This window comes from Streptomyces sp. NPDC041205, assembly GCF_055591765.1.
Map to the genome: position 1 here is coordinate 230,327 of NZ_JBVIZH010000003.1, position 17,587 is coordinate 247,913.

Here is a 17,587-nt window from a genome sequence, read left to right on the forward strand (position 1 = left end):
GGGGACGTCGGAGCGGGCGACTCGATCTCGACAACTCCGGCAGAGTTTTTTTCCGCGGGATGTGGCGCGGGGACGGCGAGGGGTTTTCGAGGGGCTTCGGAGCCGGGGATTCCGCGTCCGCTCGCGCCCCGGGTCGCTCGACTGGAGCAATCCGCGGGGCGGGGCGCGGGGGGCGCGGCGAGAGTGGGGCCATGCGTGCCTTGCGGGCCCTGGGGAAGACGGTGGCGGGGCGGCTGCCCCGTGGCGGGCGCTGGGCGCTCGCGTGCCTGCCGGGGCTGCTGGCCGTGACCGCCCTCGTGCTGTGCGTGGCCGGGGTGGAGGACGCGGTCGGCGGTGGCGGGCGGCACACCGAGGCCAGGGCCGTGGCGCACCGGGCGGCCAGGCCCGCCATCGTGCCGCGCGAGCGGTGGCTCGGCGACACCCGGCCCACCACGCCGCCCGCGCACTACAGCGGGCCCGTCGTCGTGGTCTTCGTCCACCACACCGACTCGCCCAACGGGTACGACTGCGCCGACGCGCCGCGCATCATCCGCGCCCTCGCGGAGGGCCAGACCAGCGCCCGGCTGTTCGACGACATCGGCTACAACTTCCTCGTCGACCGCTGCGGCACGATCTACGAGGGACGCGGGGGCGGCGTCGACCAGCCCGTCGTCGGCGCCCACACACAAGGGTTCAACCACCGGACGGCGGGCGTCGCCGCGATCGGTACGTTCACGGCGGGCAGCCAGGTCCCGGCGCCGATGGCGGAGGCGATCGCCGCGCTCGCCGCGTGGAAGCTGGGCCTCGCCGAGACCGACCCGCGGCAGACGGCCCGCCTGGTCTCCAGCAACAGCCTGAGCCGCGTCCCGGCGGGCGGCCACGCCGCCTTCCACGCGGTGGCCGGGCACACCGACGGCTACACCACGGACTGCCCGGGGGCCGCGCTGCGGGCCGAGCTGCCCGCGATCAGGGAGCGGGCGGCGGTGCTCCAGGGGCGGACGTCGGCGCGGACGACCGTGGCACGGGGGCACTGACCGGGGCGGCTCCTGCCCCGGCCGGTCCCTGATCACCGGTGGGGCGCCGTGCCGGTTCCGGTCAGCGGGCGGTGGCGTACACGATGAGGTTGTCCACGGGATGGCCTTGCGCGTCGAAGGCGCCGTCGCAGGTGATCAGGCGCAGGGCGCGGGAGTTGGTCTCGCCGTAGACCCTGTCGGTCGGGAAGGCCTTCTTGTCGACGGTCTCGGTGCGGGTCACCTTGAAGTGCGTCGTCCTGCCGCGGGCGTCGCGGACCGCGATGTCCGCGCCCGTGCGCACCTTCTTGAGGTCGTGGAAGACGGCCTCGCCGAAGCGCGTGTCGTTGTGGCCGATGATGACGGCCGCGCCGCGCTGCCCCGGCACGGCCCCGCCGGTGTACCAGCCCGCGGTCATCCCCTTGTCCGGCGGCGGGACCTCGACCGTACGGTCCGCGTTCAGGCCGAGCCGCATCAGGGAACTGCTGACGCCGATGGACGGCACCGCGACACGCACGGGCGCGGCGGCCCCCACGGGCGTGCCGCGTTCGGCCGTCCGCCCGGAGCCACCCGCGGTGCCCTCGGTACGGGAGTCGTCCGACCGCACCGTGTACGTGGACGAGGACTCGGCCCGCGCACCGCCCCCGGACGAGCAGCCGCTCACGGCGGCGCACACGAGGGCGAGGCCGCCCGCGACGGACACGAGGGTGCCGTACGGGCGCCGAGCGGACGTGCGGGGCGAGGCGTCGTGCGAACGGGACGTCCGGTGCTGCGCAGGGGACATGAGAGCTCCGTGAACGGTGGCGCCGCCCCGGGACATGTGAAGGGGGACCGGGGCGGCACCGCCGAGATGTGGGTCGAGCCGGACGGGGGCTGGCCGTCGGCCCGAGGGAGGGGCGGGCGGGCTGGACGAGGGCGGGTGTCGGCCGGCCCGACGGCGTGCCTCGGGTCGCCGGGCAGGTGCCGGGCCGGGCGGCGCGCGTCAGGTCGGTCGGACGGTGCGGCGTCAGCCCTGCCGGCGCACCGTGGCGCGGCGGCGCAGGACCATGGTGCCTGCGCCCGCGAGCAGCGTGAGGCCCGCCGCCGAACCGATCAGCGTGGCCGAGCTGTCGCTGCCGGACTCCGGGCGCTCGCCCGCCGCGACACCGCCCTTGGGCGGCTGACCGGCCCGCTTCCGCGCCTCGTCGCTGACGGGCTTCGGCGTCGGCTTGGGGGCCTCCTCCCGTACGACGGGCTTGTCACCGGCGGCCACTCCGCCGCGCGGAAGGGCTCCCGGTGCCTTCTGCTTCGCGTCCTCGGCGGCGGCGGCCCGCTTCTTCGCCACGTCCTCGGGGGCGGGCTTGCTGACGGTCGGCTTCGGCTTGGGCGGCGTGTCGCTCGCGAAGGCCGTGGCCGACGGAGCGGCGAGTACACCGCCCGCCACGGCGGTGGCGAAGACGGCGGCACGCAGGGACGTGCTGCGCTGGGGACGACGGGCACGGTGGGACATAGGGGCTCCATTCCAGCTCTGACTCGGAAGGGCCCGGCGCCGTTGGTCAAGCGGCGCCGGGCCTGTCGCACAGGCTGGCGTGAAGTTATGAGGAAGCTGTCAGGTTCCTGTTGGGGTCCGATCAGGGACCGGGAAATCGGGGAAGGGGCGCGCAGCCAGAGATCGGGGGGAATCGGGGGAATCGGGGGAATCGGGGGAATCGGGGGAATCGGGAAAAGGGGTGCGGGCGCGGGACCGGGAGTCGGGGTGCCCAGGGCCTGCCCGGAGTGCCGCGCCGCCGCGTTCCTCTGGCAGGCTCGACGGCTGGGGTCCTGACGGCTGGGGTCCTGACGGCCGGAGTCCCGACCGGCCCGCGGCCCCGACCGCGGCTTCTGGCACAGTGCGCCCATGACCGAGCACACGATCGATCCCAAGACCGAACGGACCGACCGGTACGAGGCCTTCCGCGCCCTGCACCGCACCAACGACCCCCTGCTCCTGCCCAACGCCTGGGACCACGCCTCCGCCGCCGCGCTCGCCCGCGCCGGGTTCCCCGCCATCGGCACCACGAGCCTCGGCGTCGCCGCGGCCGCGGGCAAGCCGGACGCCACCGGTGCCGCGCGCACGGACACGCTGCGCCTCGCCCTCGGCATCGCCCGTCTGCCCGTGCTCATCACCGTCGACATCGAGGGCGGCTTCAGCGAACGGCCCGACGACGTCGCCCTGCTCGCCCGCGAACTCGCCGCCGCGGGCGTGGTCGGCGTGAACCTCGAAGACGGCAGGCCGGACGGGACGCTCACCGCCGTCGGCCCGCAGTGCGAGCTGATCCGTGCCGTGAAGGAGGCCGTGCCCGCGCTGTTCCTGAACGCGCGCACGGACGCGTACTGGCTGAACGCCGGGGGCGAGAAGGAGGCCCGCGAGCGCGCCGCCGCCTACCAACTGGCCGGTGCGGACGGCGTGTTCGTGCCCGGCGTCCAGGACGAGGCCGCCATCGCGGGACTCGTCGACGCCCTCGACGTACCGCTGAACATCCTCTACGCGCCGGGCGGCCTCACGCCCCACCGTCTGGCCGCCCTCGGTGTGCGCCGCGTCAGCAGTGGGTCGCTGCTGTTCCGGGCGGCGGTGGGGCACGCGGTCGAGGTCGCGCGGGCGTTCACGCGAGGCGCTGTGGGACCGGAGGGGCTGCCGACGTACGCTGAGGCGCAGGAGCTCTCTGTGGCCTTCGGGGACGATGAGGCCGAAGTTCCTTAGGGGGATGGGGGATTCAGGGGGGCGGTCACGGGGACGGGGGACAGATATGGCCCGACGCGGCACGTCGCGGCGTACGCGGACAGCGGCGGGACCCGCACCGGGGCAGTCGCTGTGGGCCGACTCCAACTACCGTCTGTTCCTGGCCCTGCAGGGCCTCTCCGCGCTCGGTGACTCCTTCTCGCACGTGGCGATCCCGCTGCTCGTCCTGCACGAGACCGGCTCCCTCGCGCAGATGGGGCTCGTCACCGGGCTGACCGGCGTCGCCTCGATCGTCACGGGCCTGTTCGCCGGGGTCGTCGCGGACCGTGTGGACCGGCGCCGCCTGATCGTGGTCACCGACGTCGCGCGGTGTCTGCTCTACGGACTCATCCCGCTGGTGTGGCTGTTCGCGACGCCGGTCTGGCTGGTGTACGCCGTCGTGCCCGTCGCCGGTGTCTTCGCGATGCTCTTCCAGGTGACGTACGTGACCGTGGTGCCCGGCATCGTCGCGCCCGGGCAGATACTGAAGGCCAACAGCCATCTGTACGGCACGTACGCCGTCGCGGGCGCGGGCGGGCCGATGCTCGCGGGCCTGGTCGCGGCCGCGTTCGGGCCCGCGGCCGCCATCGGCATCGACGCGGCGACCTTCGCGGTGTCGGCCGTGGGCATCCTCTTCGTGCGGATCCGCGCGGCCGCCCCGCCTCCGGAGGGGGAGGCCGAGGGCGCCCAGGACGTCCCCGGACCTTCGGGCGAGCCCGCCCCGGCGGAAGCCGAACGCGGCGGCGTACGCGAGGAGTTCCTCGCCGGAGCCCGGTTCCTGTGGCGGCACCCCGTCCTGCGGCCCCTGACCGTCCTGCTCACGCTGCTCATCTTCCTCACCTACGGCGTGACCGACGTCCTCATCTACCGCGTGAAGGACGACCTCGGCCACGGCGACAGCACCGTCGGCTATGTCCTGACCGCCGGGACGCTCGGCACGCTCGCCGCGACGTTCGTGGTCGCCCGGCTGCGCGGACGGCTCGGCTTCGGCGTCAGCTGGATCGGCGCGCACGCGCTCGGCGGGGTCGCCGTGGCCTGCCTCGGCCTGTCGGGCAGTGTGCCGGTGGTGGCGTTCATCGCGGCAGGCATGCTCTTCTGCACCGGCGTCGGCGGGATCAACTCCATGTCGCTGCGCCAGGAGGTGACGCCCAGTCATCTCCTGGGTCGGGTCACCTCGGCGTTCTGGACGATCCACAACGCCCTCGGCCCGGTCGGCGCGGCCGTCGTGACCCTGGCCGCCGGGGCGTGGGGCGTGCGGCCGGTGTGTCTGGTCGTCGGCCTGTGCGCAGTGGTCATCGCGCTCGCCGGGACGCTGACGGGGATCGGGCGGACCCGGGCCGGACGGGTGGAGGGCGACGGGGCCGCTCCCTGAGCTACCGCCTGCCGCCCCGCCCAACCCGTCAGGCCCGCCCAACCCGTCAGGCCGTCGGGCCCGTCCGGCCCGCTCCCGCCCCACGGTGCCGCCTCTGACCGTTCGCTGCCCCAGCGGCACCGAGCCCCCGCTCAGCGCGGCGGACCCGAGCCCACCCCGGGCCCCGGCGCGGCGGGCTCTCCCGCACCGCCCTCCGTACCGCTGCCGCCCGCACCGCCGCCGGAACTCCCGCTCCCGCCGTTCCGCTTCTCGTCGCCGTGCCCCGGCCACCACGCGGCATGCCCGATCAGGGCCGTCAGCGCGGGTGTGAACACCATCGCCATGACGAACGCGGCGATCACGATGCCGAAGGAGAGCGAGAAGCCCATCTGGGACAGCGTGGAGTTGCCCGCGAGCATCAGCGTCGCGAACGTACCCGCGAGGATCACGCCCGCCGAGCCGATCGTCGGCCCCGAGTGACGCACCGCCGTGCCCGCCGCGTCGTGCGGGTCGCGGCCCTCGCGGGCCTCCTCGCGCAGCCGCGAGACCATCAGGATGTTGTAGTCCGTGCCGAGCGCGACCACGAACAAGTACATGATCACGGGCAGCATGAACATCAGGCCCGGCTGGCTGCCGATCTGCTGGAACAGGATCGAGGTCGCGCCGAGCGTCGCGCCGAAGCCGAGCGCGACCGACAGCATCAGGTACCAGGGCGCCACCAGGCTGCGCAGGAGCAGGCCCAGGATCACCATGATGGCGATGGCGGCCACCGGGAAGACGACCGAGTAGTCCCGGTCCACGGCCTTGTTGATGTCGACGTACACGGCCGTCGTGCCGCCCACGAGGGCCTCCGTGCCCGTGGGCGCGTCGTCGTGGGCCGCGGGCCGCAGCCGGTCCTTCACCGTCGAGAGCGCCTTCTCGGAGGCGGGCGGATCGGACAGGACGACCGAGTACGCGGCCGTCGTACCGTCCTCGCTGACGCGTGGCGCAGCCACCTCGCCGACGCCCTTCACCGACTGCAACTGCTCGCGGAACGCGGCGGGTTGCCCCTCCGCCAGCGGCCGGTCGCCCTTCGACGTCAGATACACGAAGGTCGGGTCGGTGCTGCCCGCGGGGAAGCCCTTCTCCAGGTTGTCCTGCCAGACGATGGACTCCTTGTCCTTGGGCAGCGAGGAACCCGCGAGGTCGAAGTTCGCCTTGTAGCCGAGCGCGCCGAGCGCCAGGGCGGCCATGAAGAGCCCCGAGACGACTGTCCATACGGCCGGCTTGCGGGCGATCGACGTCCCGAGCTTGGCGAAGCCCGTGCCGTGCGGCTCGCGCTGCCAGGACTTCGACGGCCAGAACACCTTCGTACCGAGCAGCGACACCACGGCGGGCACGAGCGTGAGGCCCGCGAGCAGCGTCAGGAACACGGCGATCGCGAGGGCCGGGCCCATCGAGCGGAGCATGCCGAGCGAGGACAGCGTCAGGGCGGCGAACGCGACGATCACAGCGCCCGCCGCCGAGGTGATGGCCTCGCCGACGCGCTCCACGGCGTGCACCATGGCGCCCTTGGGGTCCTCTCCCGCGCGCAGCGCCTCCCGGTAGCGGAAGAGCAGGAACAGGATGTAGTCCGTGCCGACGCCGAACAGGACGACGGTGAGGAGTTCCTGGATGGAGGAGTCGGCCTTCATGTCGAAGGCCTTGTTGGCCGAGGCGATCAGGCCCGTCGCCATCGGCGAGATCAGGCCGATGAGGACGACGGGCAGCAGCGCGATGATGGGGCTGCGGAAGATCACCAGCAGCAGCACGATGATGATCACGATCGTGCCGACGCCGACGAGGATCCCGGCCCGCTCGGAGGCGTCGCTCTCGTCCAGGGCCTGCGCGGCGGAGCCGGTGATGCCGGCCTTGAGGTCGGTGCCCTTCAGCTCCGGCTTGAGGTCCTTGCGGAGCTGCTCGACCGCGTCCTGCTGGGAGGTGTCCTCCGGATTGGTGACCTTCGGCATGGCGACGATCGCCGTCTGCACGAGCTTGTTCGGCGAGACCTCGCCGGGGTCGATGGCCTGGACTTCCTTGACCTTCTTCGCCGCCAGTTCCCTGGCGACGCGGTCGACGTCCGCGGAGTCGGCGGCGGTGATCTTCGCGCCGTCGGAGCGCTGGAAGACGATGATCGCGCCGATGTTCTGCTGCTGTGGGAAGTCGCGTTCCTGCAGGTCCGAAGCGCGGATGGATTCGTAGTGGTCGGGCAGGAAGCTCGCCTCGTCCGAACTGGAGGTGAGCTTCGGTGCCAGCGAGATCACGGCTCCCGCGGCGATCACCCACGCGAGGATGATCCACCACGGGCGGCGGACCACGAATCGGCCCAGGCCAGAGAACATCGGCAGCTGCCTCTCCTCGGCCCCCGAGGCACGTCACATCCTGCCCAGGATCTTCCGAGGAGCCCGACTCCGCCACTTGGGGGGGGCGGGGGAGGCGTCTGCGGTGCGCCCGCCCGGATGGCCCTGCCCGCGCGCGTGAGACGCCCTCCACGCGCGCGAAGGCCCCGCCGCCCGCGTACGGGGGCGGCGGGGCCTTCGTCACGCACAGACGGCGGGGCGGAACCCGTCAGACGGACGGCGGGGCGGAACCCGTCAGAAGTTGATCATGTGTCCGGCCAGTCCGTGCACGGCCTCCTTGACGGCCTCGCCCAGCGTCGGGTGGGCGTGGACGTTGCGGGCCACCTCGTGCACCGTGAGGTCCCACTGCTGGGCCAGGGTCAGCTCGGGGAGAAGCTCGGTGACGTCGGGGCCGATCAGGTGGGCGCCGATGATCTCGCCGTGCGTCCCATCGCTGATGATCTTGACGAAGCCGACGGTGTCGCCGAGGCCGTGCGCCTTGCCGTTCGCCTGGAACGGGAACTTGGCGACCTGGACGTCGAAGCCCTTCTCCCGGGCCTGCGCCTCCGTCCAGCCGAAGCTCGCGATCTGCGGCTGCGAGTAGGTGGCGCGCGGGATCATCGGGTAGTCGAGCTCCATGGTCTCGGCGTCCGCGAGGGTCTCGGCGGCGATGACGCCCATGGACTCGGCGGTGTGCGCGAGCATCAGCTTCGCGGTCACGTCACCGATGGCGTAGATGTGCGGCACGGACGTGCGGCAGCGGCCGTCGACGTCGATGGCGCCGCGCTCGGTGACCGTCACGCCCGTGGCCTCCAGGCCGTAGCCGGTGACGTTCGGGGCGAAGCCGATGGCCTGGAGGACCTTGTCGGCCTCCAGGACCTGCTGCTTGCCGTCCTTGGCGGTGACGGTGACGCGGACCTGCTCGCCCGACTCGTCGATGCTCTCCACCCGGGTCGACGTCAGCACGTCGATGCCGAGCTTGCGGTACTGCTTGGCCAGCTCCTTGGAGACGTCCGCGTCCTCGAGGGGCGCCATCCGGTCCAGGAACTCGACGATCGTGACCTTCACGCCGTAGTTGTGCAGGACGTAGGCGAACTCGATGCCGATCGCGCCCGCGCCCGCGATCACGACGGAGCGCGGCAGCTCGTCGGCGAGGATCTGCTCCTCGTACGTCACCACGCGCTCGCTGCGGCGGGTGCCGGGCAGCAGCTTCGGGGTGGCGCCGGTGGCGATGATGCAGTTGTCGAAGCCGATCGTGGTGGTCGTGCCGTCGGACTTCGCGACCTGGAGGGTGTTCGCGTCGAGGAAGGTGCCGCGGCCGTCGAACTCCGTGATCTTGTTCTTCTTCATCAGGAAGTGGACGCCCTTGACGCGGCCGTCCGCGACCGTGCGGCTGCGCCGGAACGCCTCGCCGTAGTCGAAGGAGACCTCGCCGTCGACCTTGATGCCGTACGTCTTCGCCTCGTGCGTGAACAGATGCGCCAGCTCGGCGTTGCGCAGCAGCGCCTTCGTCGGGATGCAGCCGACGTTGAGGCAGACCCCGCCCCAGTACTTCTCCTCGACGACCGCTACCCGCTTGCCCAGCTGGGCGGCGCGGATGGCGGCGACATATCCGCCGGGTCCTGCTCCGAGCACGACGACGTCGAAGCGGTCATCCATGGGGTGGTCCTCTCTGCGTTGCACAGTTGCCTGGTACGGATGGGTCGATCATCCGTCATCCGGGCATCGCGATGTCGGCCGGGTCAGCCTTGCGCGGGAGCGCCGCCCGTACAACTCACCGGCGTCCTCGGATCTTCCACGCAGGTCGGCGGGGCTTTCCCGGGGCGAGGGGGAGGTCCGCCCGCTCCCGTCAACACCTGTTGACGTAAGGGGAACCGCCACCCACAATGGCCGACATGATCCAGCACCTGACCACCGGCCTCGGACGTTTCAACGTCCCGTGGCGGCGCGGGTGCGAGCGATCGGGCTGTTGACGCGACCACCGCGACCCAGCGGCGCCGCGCCCCTGTGACCGTACGTCTCGTGTACGCGTCGGGCCGTGCGCCGAAGCCCCGTTCGCCCGGCCTGTGTCCGGCCCGGTCCAGGCCTTCGCCCGACGCGAGGATCATCACCATGACGGCCCTGCCCACGTCCCCCTTCGCACCCCACGACGTCCCGAACCCGCCCCATGGCACCCCCGCCGCGCTCCGCGAGGCCCGCGTCCCCGCCGACGGCATGTACGAGGGCCGCCGCACCCTGCGCCGCCTTCCCGACGGCTGGTCGGAGCGGCCCTACGAGCACGTCGACGTCGTGCCCCGGGGCCGCGTCATCGGCGCCGAGATCCGGGGCGCCGACCTCACCGGGACGCTCGACCCGGCGGTCCGCGCCGAACTGCACCGCGCCCTCCTGGAGTGGAAGGTGCTGTTCTTCCGCGGCGCGCACCTGACCTCCGAGCAGCAGCGCGCCTTCGCCCGGGGCTGGGGCGAGTTGGAGACCAACCCGCTGCTCGCGCGCGGCGCCGCCGAGGACATCGTGCGCTTCGAGAAGGGCGGCACCGCGGCGCCCACCTTCGAGAACGTGTGGCACGCCGACGTCACCTTCCGCGAACGGCCCGCGCTCGGCGCGGTGTTGCAGCTCCGCGAGGTCCCGCCCGTCGGCGGCGACACCCTGTGGGCGGACATGGCCGCCGCGTACGACAACCTCCCGGACGACATCAAGGCGCGCGTCGACGGGGCGCGGGCCGTCCACGACTTCATCCCGGGCTTCTCGCGGTTCTACGGCTTCGAGCAACTGGTCCCGTTCCAGGACGCGTTCCCGCCCGTCACGCATCCCGTGGTGCGCACGCACCCGGAGACCGGGCGCCGGACGCTGTTCGTGAACACGTCCTTCACCACGCACATCGTCGGCATGGACCGCGCCGAGAGCGACCGTCTCCTCGGCCACCTGGTCCGCCAGGCCCATGTGCCGGAGTACCAGGTGCGCTGGCAGTGGCAGCCGGGCGACATCGCGTTCTGGGACAACCGCGCGACGCAGCACTACGCCGTCGACGACTACGCGCCGCACCGGCGGGTGGCGGAGCGCGTCGCGATCGCGGGGGACCGGCCCTACTGAGGACGGGCGGGGCGCGGCCCGGGACACGGGCCGGGTGGGCCCGCCTCAACGGTCGAACGCGAGCAGCCACTTGACCTCGCCGTCGTGCCACTCCTCGGTGGGCGCGAGCCCGGCGGCGCGGGCCACGGCCGCCGACGCCCCGTGGTCGGGGTGGATGTGCGCGAGGACGCACGCCACCTCCGGCAGGCCGCGCAGCCAGGCCACGAGGGCCCGTGCCGCCTCGGACGCGATGCCCCGGCCCTGCCACGGCGTGCCCACCACCCAGGCGATCTCGGCCGCGAGCCCGTCGGCGCCGGGCCCCACGGTCGCCTGCACGGTGCCCGCGGGACGGCCGTCGGCGGACACCCTGATCACCCAGTTGCACCAGGAGACCCGCGGGTCGGGCGACCCGGCGACCATGCGCGCGTAGCGGGCCCGCAGCGTCGCCAGGTCGTCCGGGGCACCCCCGATGAACGTGTGCAGCGCCGGGTCGGCGAGCACGGGGGCCAGCTCCTCGGCGTGCGTGACGCGCAGGGGCTCCAGGGTGAGGCGCGCGGTGGCGAAGGGCTCGGCCTCGACGGTGCGCCCTGCCCGGCTCACGCGTCGCTCCCCGGGGCCTGCGCGCGCCCACGTGCCGCCCGTCGAGGGCACCCCACTGTCCTCATGCCGCTCATCCGCCGTCCCCCGTCGTCGTACTCATCCGTGTCTCATCCGTTCGTCAGGCCTCCCCGGCGACCGGTTCCAGGACCACGACGGGCAGGACGCGCTCCGTCTGCTCCTGGTACTCGGCGTACCGGGGGAAGGTCTCCACCGCGCGCGCCCACCACGCGGCACGCTCCTCGCCCTCGGCCACGTGTGCCTCGTACTCCTTGACCACGGGACCGTCCTGGAGCCGGACGCGCGGGTGCGCGAGCACGTTGTGGTACCAGGCCGGGTGCTTGGGCGCGCCGCCCACGGAGCCGACGGCAATGTAACGCGTGCCGTCGCTGACACGGATCACCGGGGTCTTGCGGATCTTGCCGGACCTGGCGCCCCTGGTGGTGAGGACGACGGTCGGACAGCCGCGCATCTCCAGGCCCTCGGTGCCGCCGCTGCCCTCGTAGCGGGCGACGTGCTCGGCCACCCAGTCCCAGGCGCTGGGCTCGTACTCGCCGTCCAGGGCGTCGTGTGCGGTGCTCATGTGCGGGCTCCTCAGGTCGGGGGAGTTGAGCGAGGGCGGCGGGCACGGCCGGGGTGTCGCCCTGGTGCTCGTCAACCGCCTGCGGCCGCGAACCCTTCCCGGGGCCGGCTCAGATTGTCGGGACTGGCTCAGGCGGCGCCCGCCTCGTATACGTCGAGCCGTCCGCACATCCCGAACCGGCCGCGCTCGGCGGGCTGTTCGGCACGCAGCCCGGCCTCCGCGAGGTGGCTCGCGTCGCCCTTCGCCAGCGCGTCTAGCTGCGCGCCGGTGGCGGCGGCCGCCGCTGCGGCGCCCGTGCGCCAGCGCTCGCGCCACGCGGCGGTCAAAGGCGCGACGAGCGCGGCGGCGGCCCGGTGGAAGGTGGCGAGAGGTTCGGGGTCGCCCGCTTCCGTGGCGGCGCGCAGCGCGGTGAACCCCTCGACGGCGAGGTCGCGGCGGCGCCGTGCCGCACGCTCCACGGCCGCGTCGCCCGCCGCGTCCTGGTCGCGCGCTGCGCGGGGCGGCAGGGCCGTGGCGGCGCGGTACGTCACGGGGTCGGTGAGCAGGTGCGGCGGCAGGGTGAGGACGGCGTCGCCCGCCTCGGGCAGGCCGCTGTTCTGCATCAGGACGTGGAGGGTCAGGTCGCCCTCGTTGACGAGCCGGTGGATCGTCCCGGGCGTGAACCACACGAGGGTGCCCGGCGCCAGCGGGGTCTGCCGGAGACCTGCGGGCGTCAGGGTCTGCACGGCGCCCCGGCCGCTGACGACCGCGTAGCCCTCGGTGCAGGTGAGGTGGAGGTGGGGGGTGCCGCCGCGCAGGCCGTCGGCGGCCGGCCAGTCGTACACGCGCAGCCGTGACACGCCGATGCCGCCCGGCAGGCCCTCGTATACGGCGGGATCGCGGGGGACGGGGGGCACGGGCCCCGGGGTGGGCGCGGGCGCGGGGCGTGGGGGCGTCTCGGGGGTGTGCACGGCGGGGCCTCCTCGGGCCGGACGGGATCCGGTTCCCGGACAGGATCGGGCAGGTTCCACCGGAACGACCCGGGCGGGAGGCCGCGGGTTCCGGCGCGGGCCTGCTCGCCGCCCGCCCTCGGCGCGCGGGCGGGAAAAATTGTGCGGCCCCCGATGCTCGGGACATCGGGGGCCGCGTACCTCGGCTTCCTCCCCCCACGAAAGGTTGCCGAGGGGTCTGGGGGTGGACGGATGATCCGTCAGAAGTTGAGCAGGGCGCCGCCCGTGAGGGCCGCGTTCATGGCGCACGGGTTGCCGAAGGTGGTCGTCCATGCCACGTGCTTGCCCTGCCAGACGCCGGCCGCGGAGACCACGACCGGGTTCCACTCCTTGGTGCACTTGACCTGCGAAGCCTGGTCGACGAGCTTCTCGAACTGTGCCTCGACGGCGAAGAGTTCAGCGCACGCGGCGCGCGGTGCCGGGTGGGTGCCGGTGGCCTTCGGTGCGCAGCTGAGGGTGACCGCGCGCTGCACCGTGGCCGTCGCGGCGTCGTCGCCCTGGCCGACGGTGAGCACGAGGTCCGACGGCGCGAACAGGCCCGTCGGTGCCGGGGTCGAAGCGCCGGCCGCGCCCGTCGAGACCGCCGTGACGGTCAGGACGCCTGCGGCCACGGCGACGGCCGCGCTCACGGTCTTCGGGAGGTGACGCACTTTGACGCTCCTTCGATGCGGGTGGGAAGTACGAGGGTTGTGTTTCTTGTGGGTGAAGCCAGGTGTTACGTGGAGATTGCGTGTGTCGTTCTTGGTTGCGGTCGGGAGTCTTGCAAGTGCGCTGAGTGAGCGGCAAGCGGATGGTCGATTTCCAGATGAGGGCGTCTGTTGACCGAGGGCCGAATGACCGTTCGGGCAGCTCAGGGCGGCCGGGCGTGGTGCGCCGCGACCGTCCAGAATGTGGACTCTGTCAGGTGGTATAACCAAGAACAACACGCTGACCTGGGAAAATGAGCGGTTGGTCGTTTTTCTCGGCGCGGCGTTCGACCGGAAACCGGTGCTTGACCGCGGGGGTGCGCAGGAGTTACGGGGTCGCTGTGGCTGGTGGGCTCAGTGTGACGGGAGTGGAGTCCCGGGCCGCTCGGGTGTCCCGGCCGTGAGGCGTCGGGCCTGCTCAGGGGTCATGTGCCCGCCCTCGTCGAACGCGGTGGTGTACGCCTCCTCGCCCAGCCGCGCCAGGGCGGCGGCCGCCACCCGGTCCACATCGCGGCGCTCGCCCGCCGGGAGCGGGGCGCCCACGGAGGCGCGGGCGGCGGCAGCGGCGCCGAGCAGCGTCGCGGCCGCGCGGTGCTCCCCGTCCGCGCCCGACGCCCCCGCGAGGCCCTCCAGGGCCAGAGCGAGCGCCCGCGCGTCCCCGAGGCCGACGGCGACGTCGAAGCCCTCGGCGTGCAGCGCGTGCGCCTGCGCCGCGTCGCCACGAAGCTCCGCCACGAAGCCCAGCTCGGCGAGTGCGAGGGTGACGCCCGGCCCGTAGTCGGCCCCGCGGAACCGGGCGAGGAGGTCACGCATGTGCCGCTGCGCGCCCGCCAGGTCGCCCTCCCTGCGCGCCCCGAGGCCGAGGCCGATCCGCGCGTCCAGCTCGCCGGAGCGGAAGCTGTGGTCGCGCGCGAGCCGCAGGGCGCGCCCGTGCGCGGCGCGGGCCTCGTCGAAGTCGCCCGTCAGGAGCGCGATCCGGCCAAGTCCGGACAGCCGCTTGGACGCCTCCGTCCAGAGCCCGAGGCGCTCGGCGATGGCCAGCCCCTCGCGGTGCAGCCGGGCCGCCTCGGCGTAGTCGCCCGCGATCTCGCTGAGCGTGGCCAGCGGGAAGACGGTCTGCAACTGCCCCCAGTCGTCGTTCAGTTGGCGGAAGAGGTGGGCGCTGCGCTCACTGTCACGGCGTACGGCGGCGAGGTCGCCGTGCGCGAGGGCGTGCCGGGCCCGCACGCTCAGCGCGGCGGCGGTGCCCCAGGTGTCGCCGAGGGCGGAGAACGCGTCGAGCGCCTCGTTCACCAGCCGCTCCCCGGTCCGCACGGCGCCCGCGCCCAACTGTGCGGAGCCGAGGATCCACAGGGCGGTGGCGTGGCCTGAGGGGTCGTCGAGGTCCTTGTAGGCGGCGAGGGTTGCTTGGAGGAGGCGGGTGGGTTCGTCGGGGGCGCTCATGCCGGTGCCGGTGGCGGTGGGTTCCGCTTCTGCGCCCGCGTCGGCGGCCGGTCCGGCGTCCGTGCCCGTGCAGACGTCCGCGTACGCGTCCACGCCCGCGTCGTCGCCGCCCTCCCGCAGCGAGATGCCGGTGCGCCAGGCGAGGGCGAGGGCCCGGGCGGCCGCGGTGGACTCGGCCGCAGGAAGCTCGGGGCCGCGCGCGGCGTCCGGCACCAGCGCGAGGGCCGCGTCCAGCGACCTGCGCGCCTCGGCGATCCGCCCCCGCAGCACCCAGTACCAGGCCAACGCGTTCACCATGGCCAACGCGCGCTCCACCGCGCCGCGTTCGACCGCCGTCTCCAGGGCGCGGCGCAGATTGGCGCTTTCCTCATCGAGGCGATCCAGCCACCGGCGCTGCTCGGGGCCGTGCAGCGAGCGGCCCGCCATGACGGCGAGTCCGGCGTAGTGGACGCTGTGCCGCTCGCGCACGTCGCCGGACTCGCCCGCCTCCCGCAGCTGCTCGACACCGTACTCCCGGACGGACTCAAGAACGCAGTACCGAGGCCCGTCCCGCCGGTCGGAGGCCACCACCAGCGAGCGGTCCACGAGACGGGCGAGCAGGTCGAGCACATCGGCGCCGTCCACGGCCCCGCCCGCGCTCACGGCCCGGGCGGCGTCGAGCGTGCAGCCGTCGTGCACGGCGAGGCGGCGCAGCACCGTGCGCTCCGGCTCCGAAAGCAGTGACCAGCTCCAGTCGATGACCGCGCGGAGCGTACGCTGCCGGGCGGGCGCCCCACGAAAGCCGCGGCCGAGCAGGGCGAACCGGTCGTCGATGCGGGACAGCAGCCCGTGCACGCCCATCGTGCGCACCCGCGCGGCCGCGAGTTCCAGTGCCAGCGGAAGTCCGTCGAGCCGCACGCACAACTCGGCGACGGCCTCCGAGTCGTCCGCGCCGAGGTCGGCCCCGGGGCCGAGCCCGGCCCGCTGCCGGAACAGCTCCATGGCGCCCGCGAGTTCGAGCGGCGGCACCGCCCGGACCCGCTCACCGCTCACGTCGAGGGGCTCCTGGCTGGTGGCGAGGACGGTGAGCCCTGGCACCTCGCGCAGCAGGCCGTCGGCCAACTCGGCCACGGCGTCCACCAGATGCTCGCAGTTGTCGAGCACGAGCAGCAGCCGCCGCCCGCGCAGCGCCCCCGTGAGCCGCGCGACCGCCGCCGTCGGCGCCCCCGGCTCCTCGTGCAGCCCGATCACCCGGGCCACGGCCTCGGCCACACGGTCGGTCCCCGCGTCCGGTCCCGCGCCCGCCCCGGCCGCCGGGCCGGGCCTCGCCCCGGCCTCAAGACCCGCGAGCTCGACCAGCCACACCCCGTCCGGGAACCCGTCCGCGCCCCCGCGCGCCGCCGCGCAGGCCAGCCGCGTCTTGCCGACGCCGCCGGGCCCGGTCAACGTCACCAGCCGGGTGGCGGTGAGGAGTTGGCGTATCCCGGCCACGGCGTCGTCGCGGCCGATGAGCGGGGCGACGGGGGCGGGGAGGTTGGTGCGGGGGGTCGCGGTGGGCGCGGTGGATTCTGGGGTGGGGGAGGTGGTGGGGGAGGGGAGGTTCGTGGTGGGCGAGGGTGCGGGCGCGGAGTGGAGACCCGTGGCGGGTGAGAGCCCGGAGGGGAGGTCCGTGGCGCGCGGGGGCGCGGAGTGGAGGTTCGAGGTGTGTGGGGGCCCGGAGCGGAGATCCGTGGTGGGCGAGGGTCCATGGGGAAGGTCCGTGATGGCCGGGGGCACCAGTGCCGATGCCGGGGTGGTCGGGGGCGACGGCGCGGCCGGTGGCTTGGTCGCCGCAGTCGGTGGTGCGGTTGTCGCCGACTGGGCCACCGGCGAGCCGGCCCCCTCGCCCCTCACCGCACCCGCCACCGCGTCCAGCACCGGGTCCTGCCGCAGTATCGCCCCGTGCAGCGCCGCCAGTTCGGCCCCGGGCACCAGGCCGAGCTCCTCGTCCAGGCGCCGTCGCAGCTCCTCGTACGCGGCCAGGGCCTCCGTCTGCCGGCCCGCGCGGTACAAGGCCCGCAACTGAGCGGAGCGCAGCCGCTCCCGCAACGGGTGCCGCACGACCAGGTCGGCCAGATCCGCGGCGAGCGGACCGTGCTCCCCGGACTCCAGGCGGGCCTCGGCCTGGTCCTCCCACGCGGTGAGCCGGTCCTCCTCCAGGCGGCCGATCGCCCCCCGCGCGAACGCGTCGTCGGTGAAGTCGGCGAACGCCCCGCCCCGCCACAGCCCCAGCGCCTCGTCCAGGAACCGGACCCGCTCGCTGGACACGTCCGCCGCCCTGGCCCGTTCGAGCAGCCCGGCGAACCGGCCCGCGTCGACCGCCTCCGCCGCCACCCGCAGCGTGTAACCGGCGGGCCCCGACCCGACCAGGGCCCTGCCGCCCGGCTCGGCCCGCTCCAGGGCGCGGCGCAGCTGCGACACCTTGCCCTGGAGGGCGTTCGACGGGTGGTCGGGCAGCTCCTCGCCCCACAGCGCGTCGATCAGCCGGTCCGCCGACACCGGGTGACCCGGGTGCACCAGCAAGTGGGCGAGAAGCGCACGGACCTTGGCGCCGGGGACGGCGACCTCCGCACCGTCTGTCGTCCACACGGCCAGCGGACCGAGCACCCCGAATCGCATGCCGACGACGATAACCCGGCAGGTGAGCGCCCTGTCGCCCGCACCGACAGGGCGGCGGGAGCGCGGTGACAGCGGACCGGCAGCCAAGCGGCAGTGAACGGACAGCGCCCGCCCGGAAGGTGATGACCACAGGCCGGGCGCACCGCCCC

At 74.0% G+C, this 17,587-nt stretch carries 13 protein-coding genes; 4 read left to right on the plus strand and 9 right to left on the minus strand.

Annotated features, from left to right (window positions below; all coding sequences use genetic code 11):
• The first annotated feature begins 191 nt into the window (after positions 1-191).
• Positions 192-1,013: a peptidoglycan recognition protein family protein gene (locus ACZ6BG_RS15270; protein WP_469000824.1), complete on the plus strand. Its 822-nt coding sequence runs from the start codon at positions 192-194 to the stop codon at positions 1,011-1,013.
• A 61-nt stretch (positions 1,014-1,074) separates the two neighbouring features.
• On the opposite strand, the gene ACZ6BG_RS15275 is transcribed toward ACZ6BG_RS15270, so the two are convergent.
• Positions 1,075-1,773: a class F sortase gene (locus ACZ6BG_RS15275; RefSeq protein ID WP_469000828.1), complete on the minus strand. Its 699-nt coding sequence runs from the start codon at positions 1,771-1,773 to the stop codon at positions 1,075-1,077.
• 222 nt (positions 1,774-1,995) lie between these two features.
• The gene (locus tag ACZ6BG_RS15280; RefSeq protein ID WP_469000831.1) at positions 1,996-2,478 is read right to left on the minus strand and encodes a hypothetical protein; all 483 of its coding nucleotides are present in this window, start codon (positions 2,476-2,478) and stop codon (positions 1,996-1,998) included.
• A gap of 387 nt (positions 2,479-2,865) precedes the next feature.
• Here ACZ6BG_RS15280 and ACZ6BG_RS15285 point away from each other — a divergent pair, with 387 nt between their 5' ends.
• On the plus strand, positions 2,866-3,708 hold the full coding sequence (locus tag ACZ6BG_RS15285; protein ID WP_469000834.1) for an isocitrate lyase/PEP mutase family protein: 843 nt from the start codon (positions 2,866-2,868) through the stop codon (positions 3,706-3,708).
• A gap of 46 nt (positions 3,709-3,754) precedes the next feature.
• A complete protein-coding gene (locus tag ACZ6BG_RS15290; protein ID WP_469000837.1) occupies positions 3,755-5,098 on the plus strand; it encodes an MFS transporter in 1,344 nt (447 codons plus the stop codon).
• A 131-nt stretch (positions 5,099-5,229) separates the two neighbouring features.
• Here the strand turns inward: ACZ6BG_RS15290 and ACZ6BG_RS15295 are convergent, their stop codons facing one another.
• A complete protein-coding gene (locus tag ACZ6BG_RS15295; protein WP_469000839.1) occupies positions 5,230-7,437 on the minus strand; it encodes an MMPL family transporter in 2,208 nt (735 codons plus the stop codon).
• A 252-nt stretch (positions 7,438-7,689) separates the two neighbouring features.
• Entirely contained in the window at positions 7,690-9,093 is a 1,404-nt protein-coding gene (lpdA, locus tag ACZ6BG_RS15300; RefSeq protein WP_468459333.1) for a dihydrolipoyl dehydrogenase, read from the minus strand.
• 555 nt (positions 9,094-9,648) lie between these two features.
• Between lpdA and ACZ6BG_RS15305 the strand changes: the two genes are divergently transcribed.
• On the plus strand, positions 9,649-10,524 hold the full coding sequence (locus ACZ6BG_RS15305) for a TauD/TfdA dioxygenase family protein (protein ID WP_469002914.1): 876 nt from the start codon (positions 9,649-9,651) through the stop codon (positions 10,522-10,524).
• Positions 10,525-10,569: 45 nt separating this feature from the next.
• Here the strand turns inward: ACZ6BG_RS15305 and ACZ6BG_RS15310 are convergent, their stop codons facing one another.
• The 5 genes from ACZ6BG_RS15310 to ACZ6BG_RS15330 form a co-directional block, all read right to left on the minus strand.
• Positions 10,570-11,103: a GNAT family N-acetyltransferase gene (locus tag ACZ6BG_RS15310; protein ID WP_469000843.1), complete on the minus strand. Its 534-nt coding sequence runs from the start codon at positions 11,101-11,103 to the stop codon at positions 10,570-10,572.
• 118 nt (positions 11,104-11,221) lie between these two features.
• Complete coding sequence (locus tag ACZ6BG_RS15315; protein WP_469000847.1) at positions 11,222-11,683, minus strand: nitroreductase family deazaflavin-dependent oxidoreductase; 462 nt, start codon at positions 11,681-11,683, stop codon at positions 11,222-11,224.
• Positions 11,684-11,811: 128 nt separating this feature from the next.
• Positions 11,812-12,579, minus strand: a complete 768-nt coding sequence (locus tag ACZ6BG_RS15320) for a cupin domain-containing protein (RefSeq protein ID WP_469002916.1) — start codon at positions 12,577-12,579, stop codon at positions 11,812-11,814.
• Between the two features lie 293 nt (positions 12,580-12,872).
• Positions 12,873-13,322 carry an SSI family serine proteinase inhibitor gene (locus ACZ6BG_RS15325; RefSeq protein ID WP_469000850.1) on the minus strand — a complete coding sequence of 150 codons (450 nt, stop codon included), beginning with the start codon at positions 13,320-13,322 and terminating at the stop codon, positions 12,873-12,875.
• A gap of 390 nt (positions 13,323-13,712) precedes the next feature.
• Positions 13,713-17,438 carry an AfsR/SARP family transcriptional regulator gene (locus tag ACZ6BG_RS15330; RefSeq protein WP_469000852.1) on the minus strand — a complete coding sequence of 1,242 codons (3,726 nt, stop codon included), beginning with the start codon at positions 17,436-17,438 and terminating at the stop codon, positions 13,713-13,715.
• Positions 17,439-17,587: the final 149 nt, after the last annotated feature.

What these genes read in the sequence shown, in the direction of transcription:
- ACZ6BG_RS15305 (WP_469002914.1), top strand. Translation starts at nt 9,649, where the DNA reads ATGTACGAGGGCCGCCGCACCCTGCGCCGCCTTCCCGACGGCTGGTCG.
- ACZ6BG_RS15275 (WP_469000828.1), bottom strand. Translation starts at nt 1,773, where the DNA reads ATGTCCCCTGCGCAGCACCGGACGTCCCGTTCGCACGACGCCTCGCCC.
- ACZ6BG_RS15330 (WP_469000852.1), bottom strand. Translation starts at nt 17,438, where the DNA reads ATGCGATTCGGGGTGCTCGGTCCGCTGGCCGTGTGGACGACAGACGGT.
- ACZ6BG_RS15295 (WP_469000839.1), bottom strand. Translation starts at nt 7,437, where the DNA reads ATGTTCTCTGGCCTGGGCCGATTCGTGGTCCGCCGCCCGTGGTGGATC.
- ACZ6BG_RS15315 (WP_469000847.1), bottom strand. Translation starts at nt 11,683, where the DNA reads ATGAGCACCGCACACGACGCCCTGGACGGCGAGTACGAGCCCAGCGCC.
- ACZ6BG_RS15270 (WP_469000824.1), top strand. Translation starts at nt 192, where the DNA reads ATGCGTGCCTTGCGGGCCCTGGGGAAGACGGTGGCGGGGCGGCTGCCC.
- lpdA (WP_468459333.1), bottom strand. Translation starts at nt 9,093, where the DNA reads ATGGATGACCGCTTCGACGTCGTCGTGCTCGGAGCAGGACCCGGCGGA.
- ACZ6BG_RS15290 (WP_469000837.1), top strand. Translation starts at nt 3,755, where the DNA reads ATGGCCCGACGCGGCACGTCGCGGCGTACGCGGACAGCGGCGGGACCC.
- ACZ6BG_RS15285 (WP_469000834.1), top strand. Translation starts at nt 2,866, where the DNA reads ATGACCGAGCACACGATCGATCCCAAGACCGAACGGACCGACCGGTAC.
- ACZ6BG_RS15280 (WP_469000831.1), bottom strand. Translation starts at nt 2,478, where the DNA reads ATGTCCCACCGTGCCCGTCGTCCCCAGCGCAGCACGTCCCTGCGTGCC.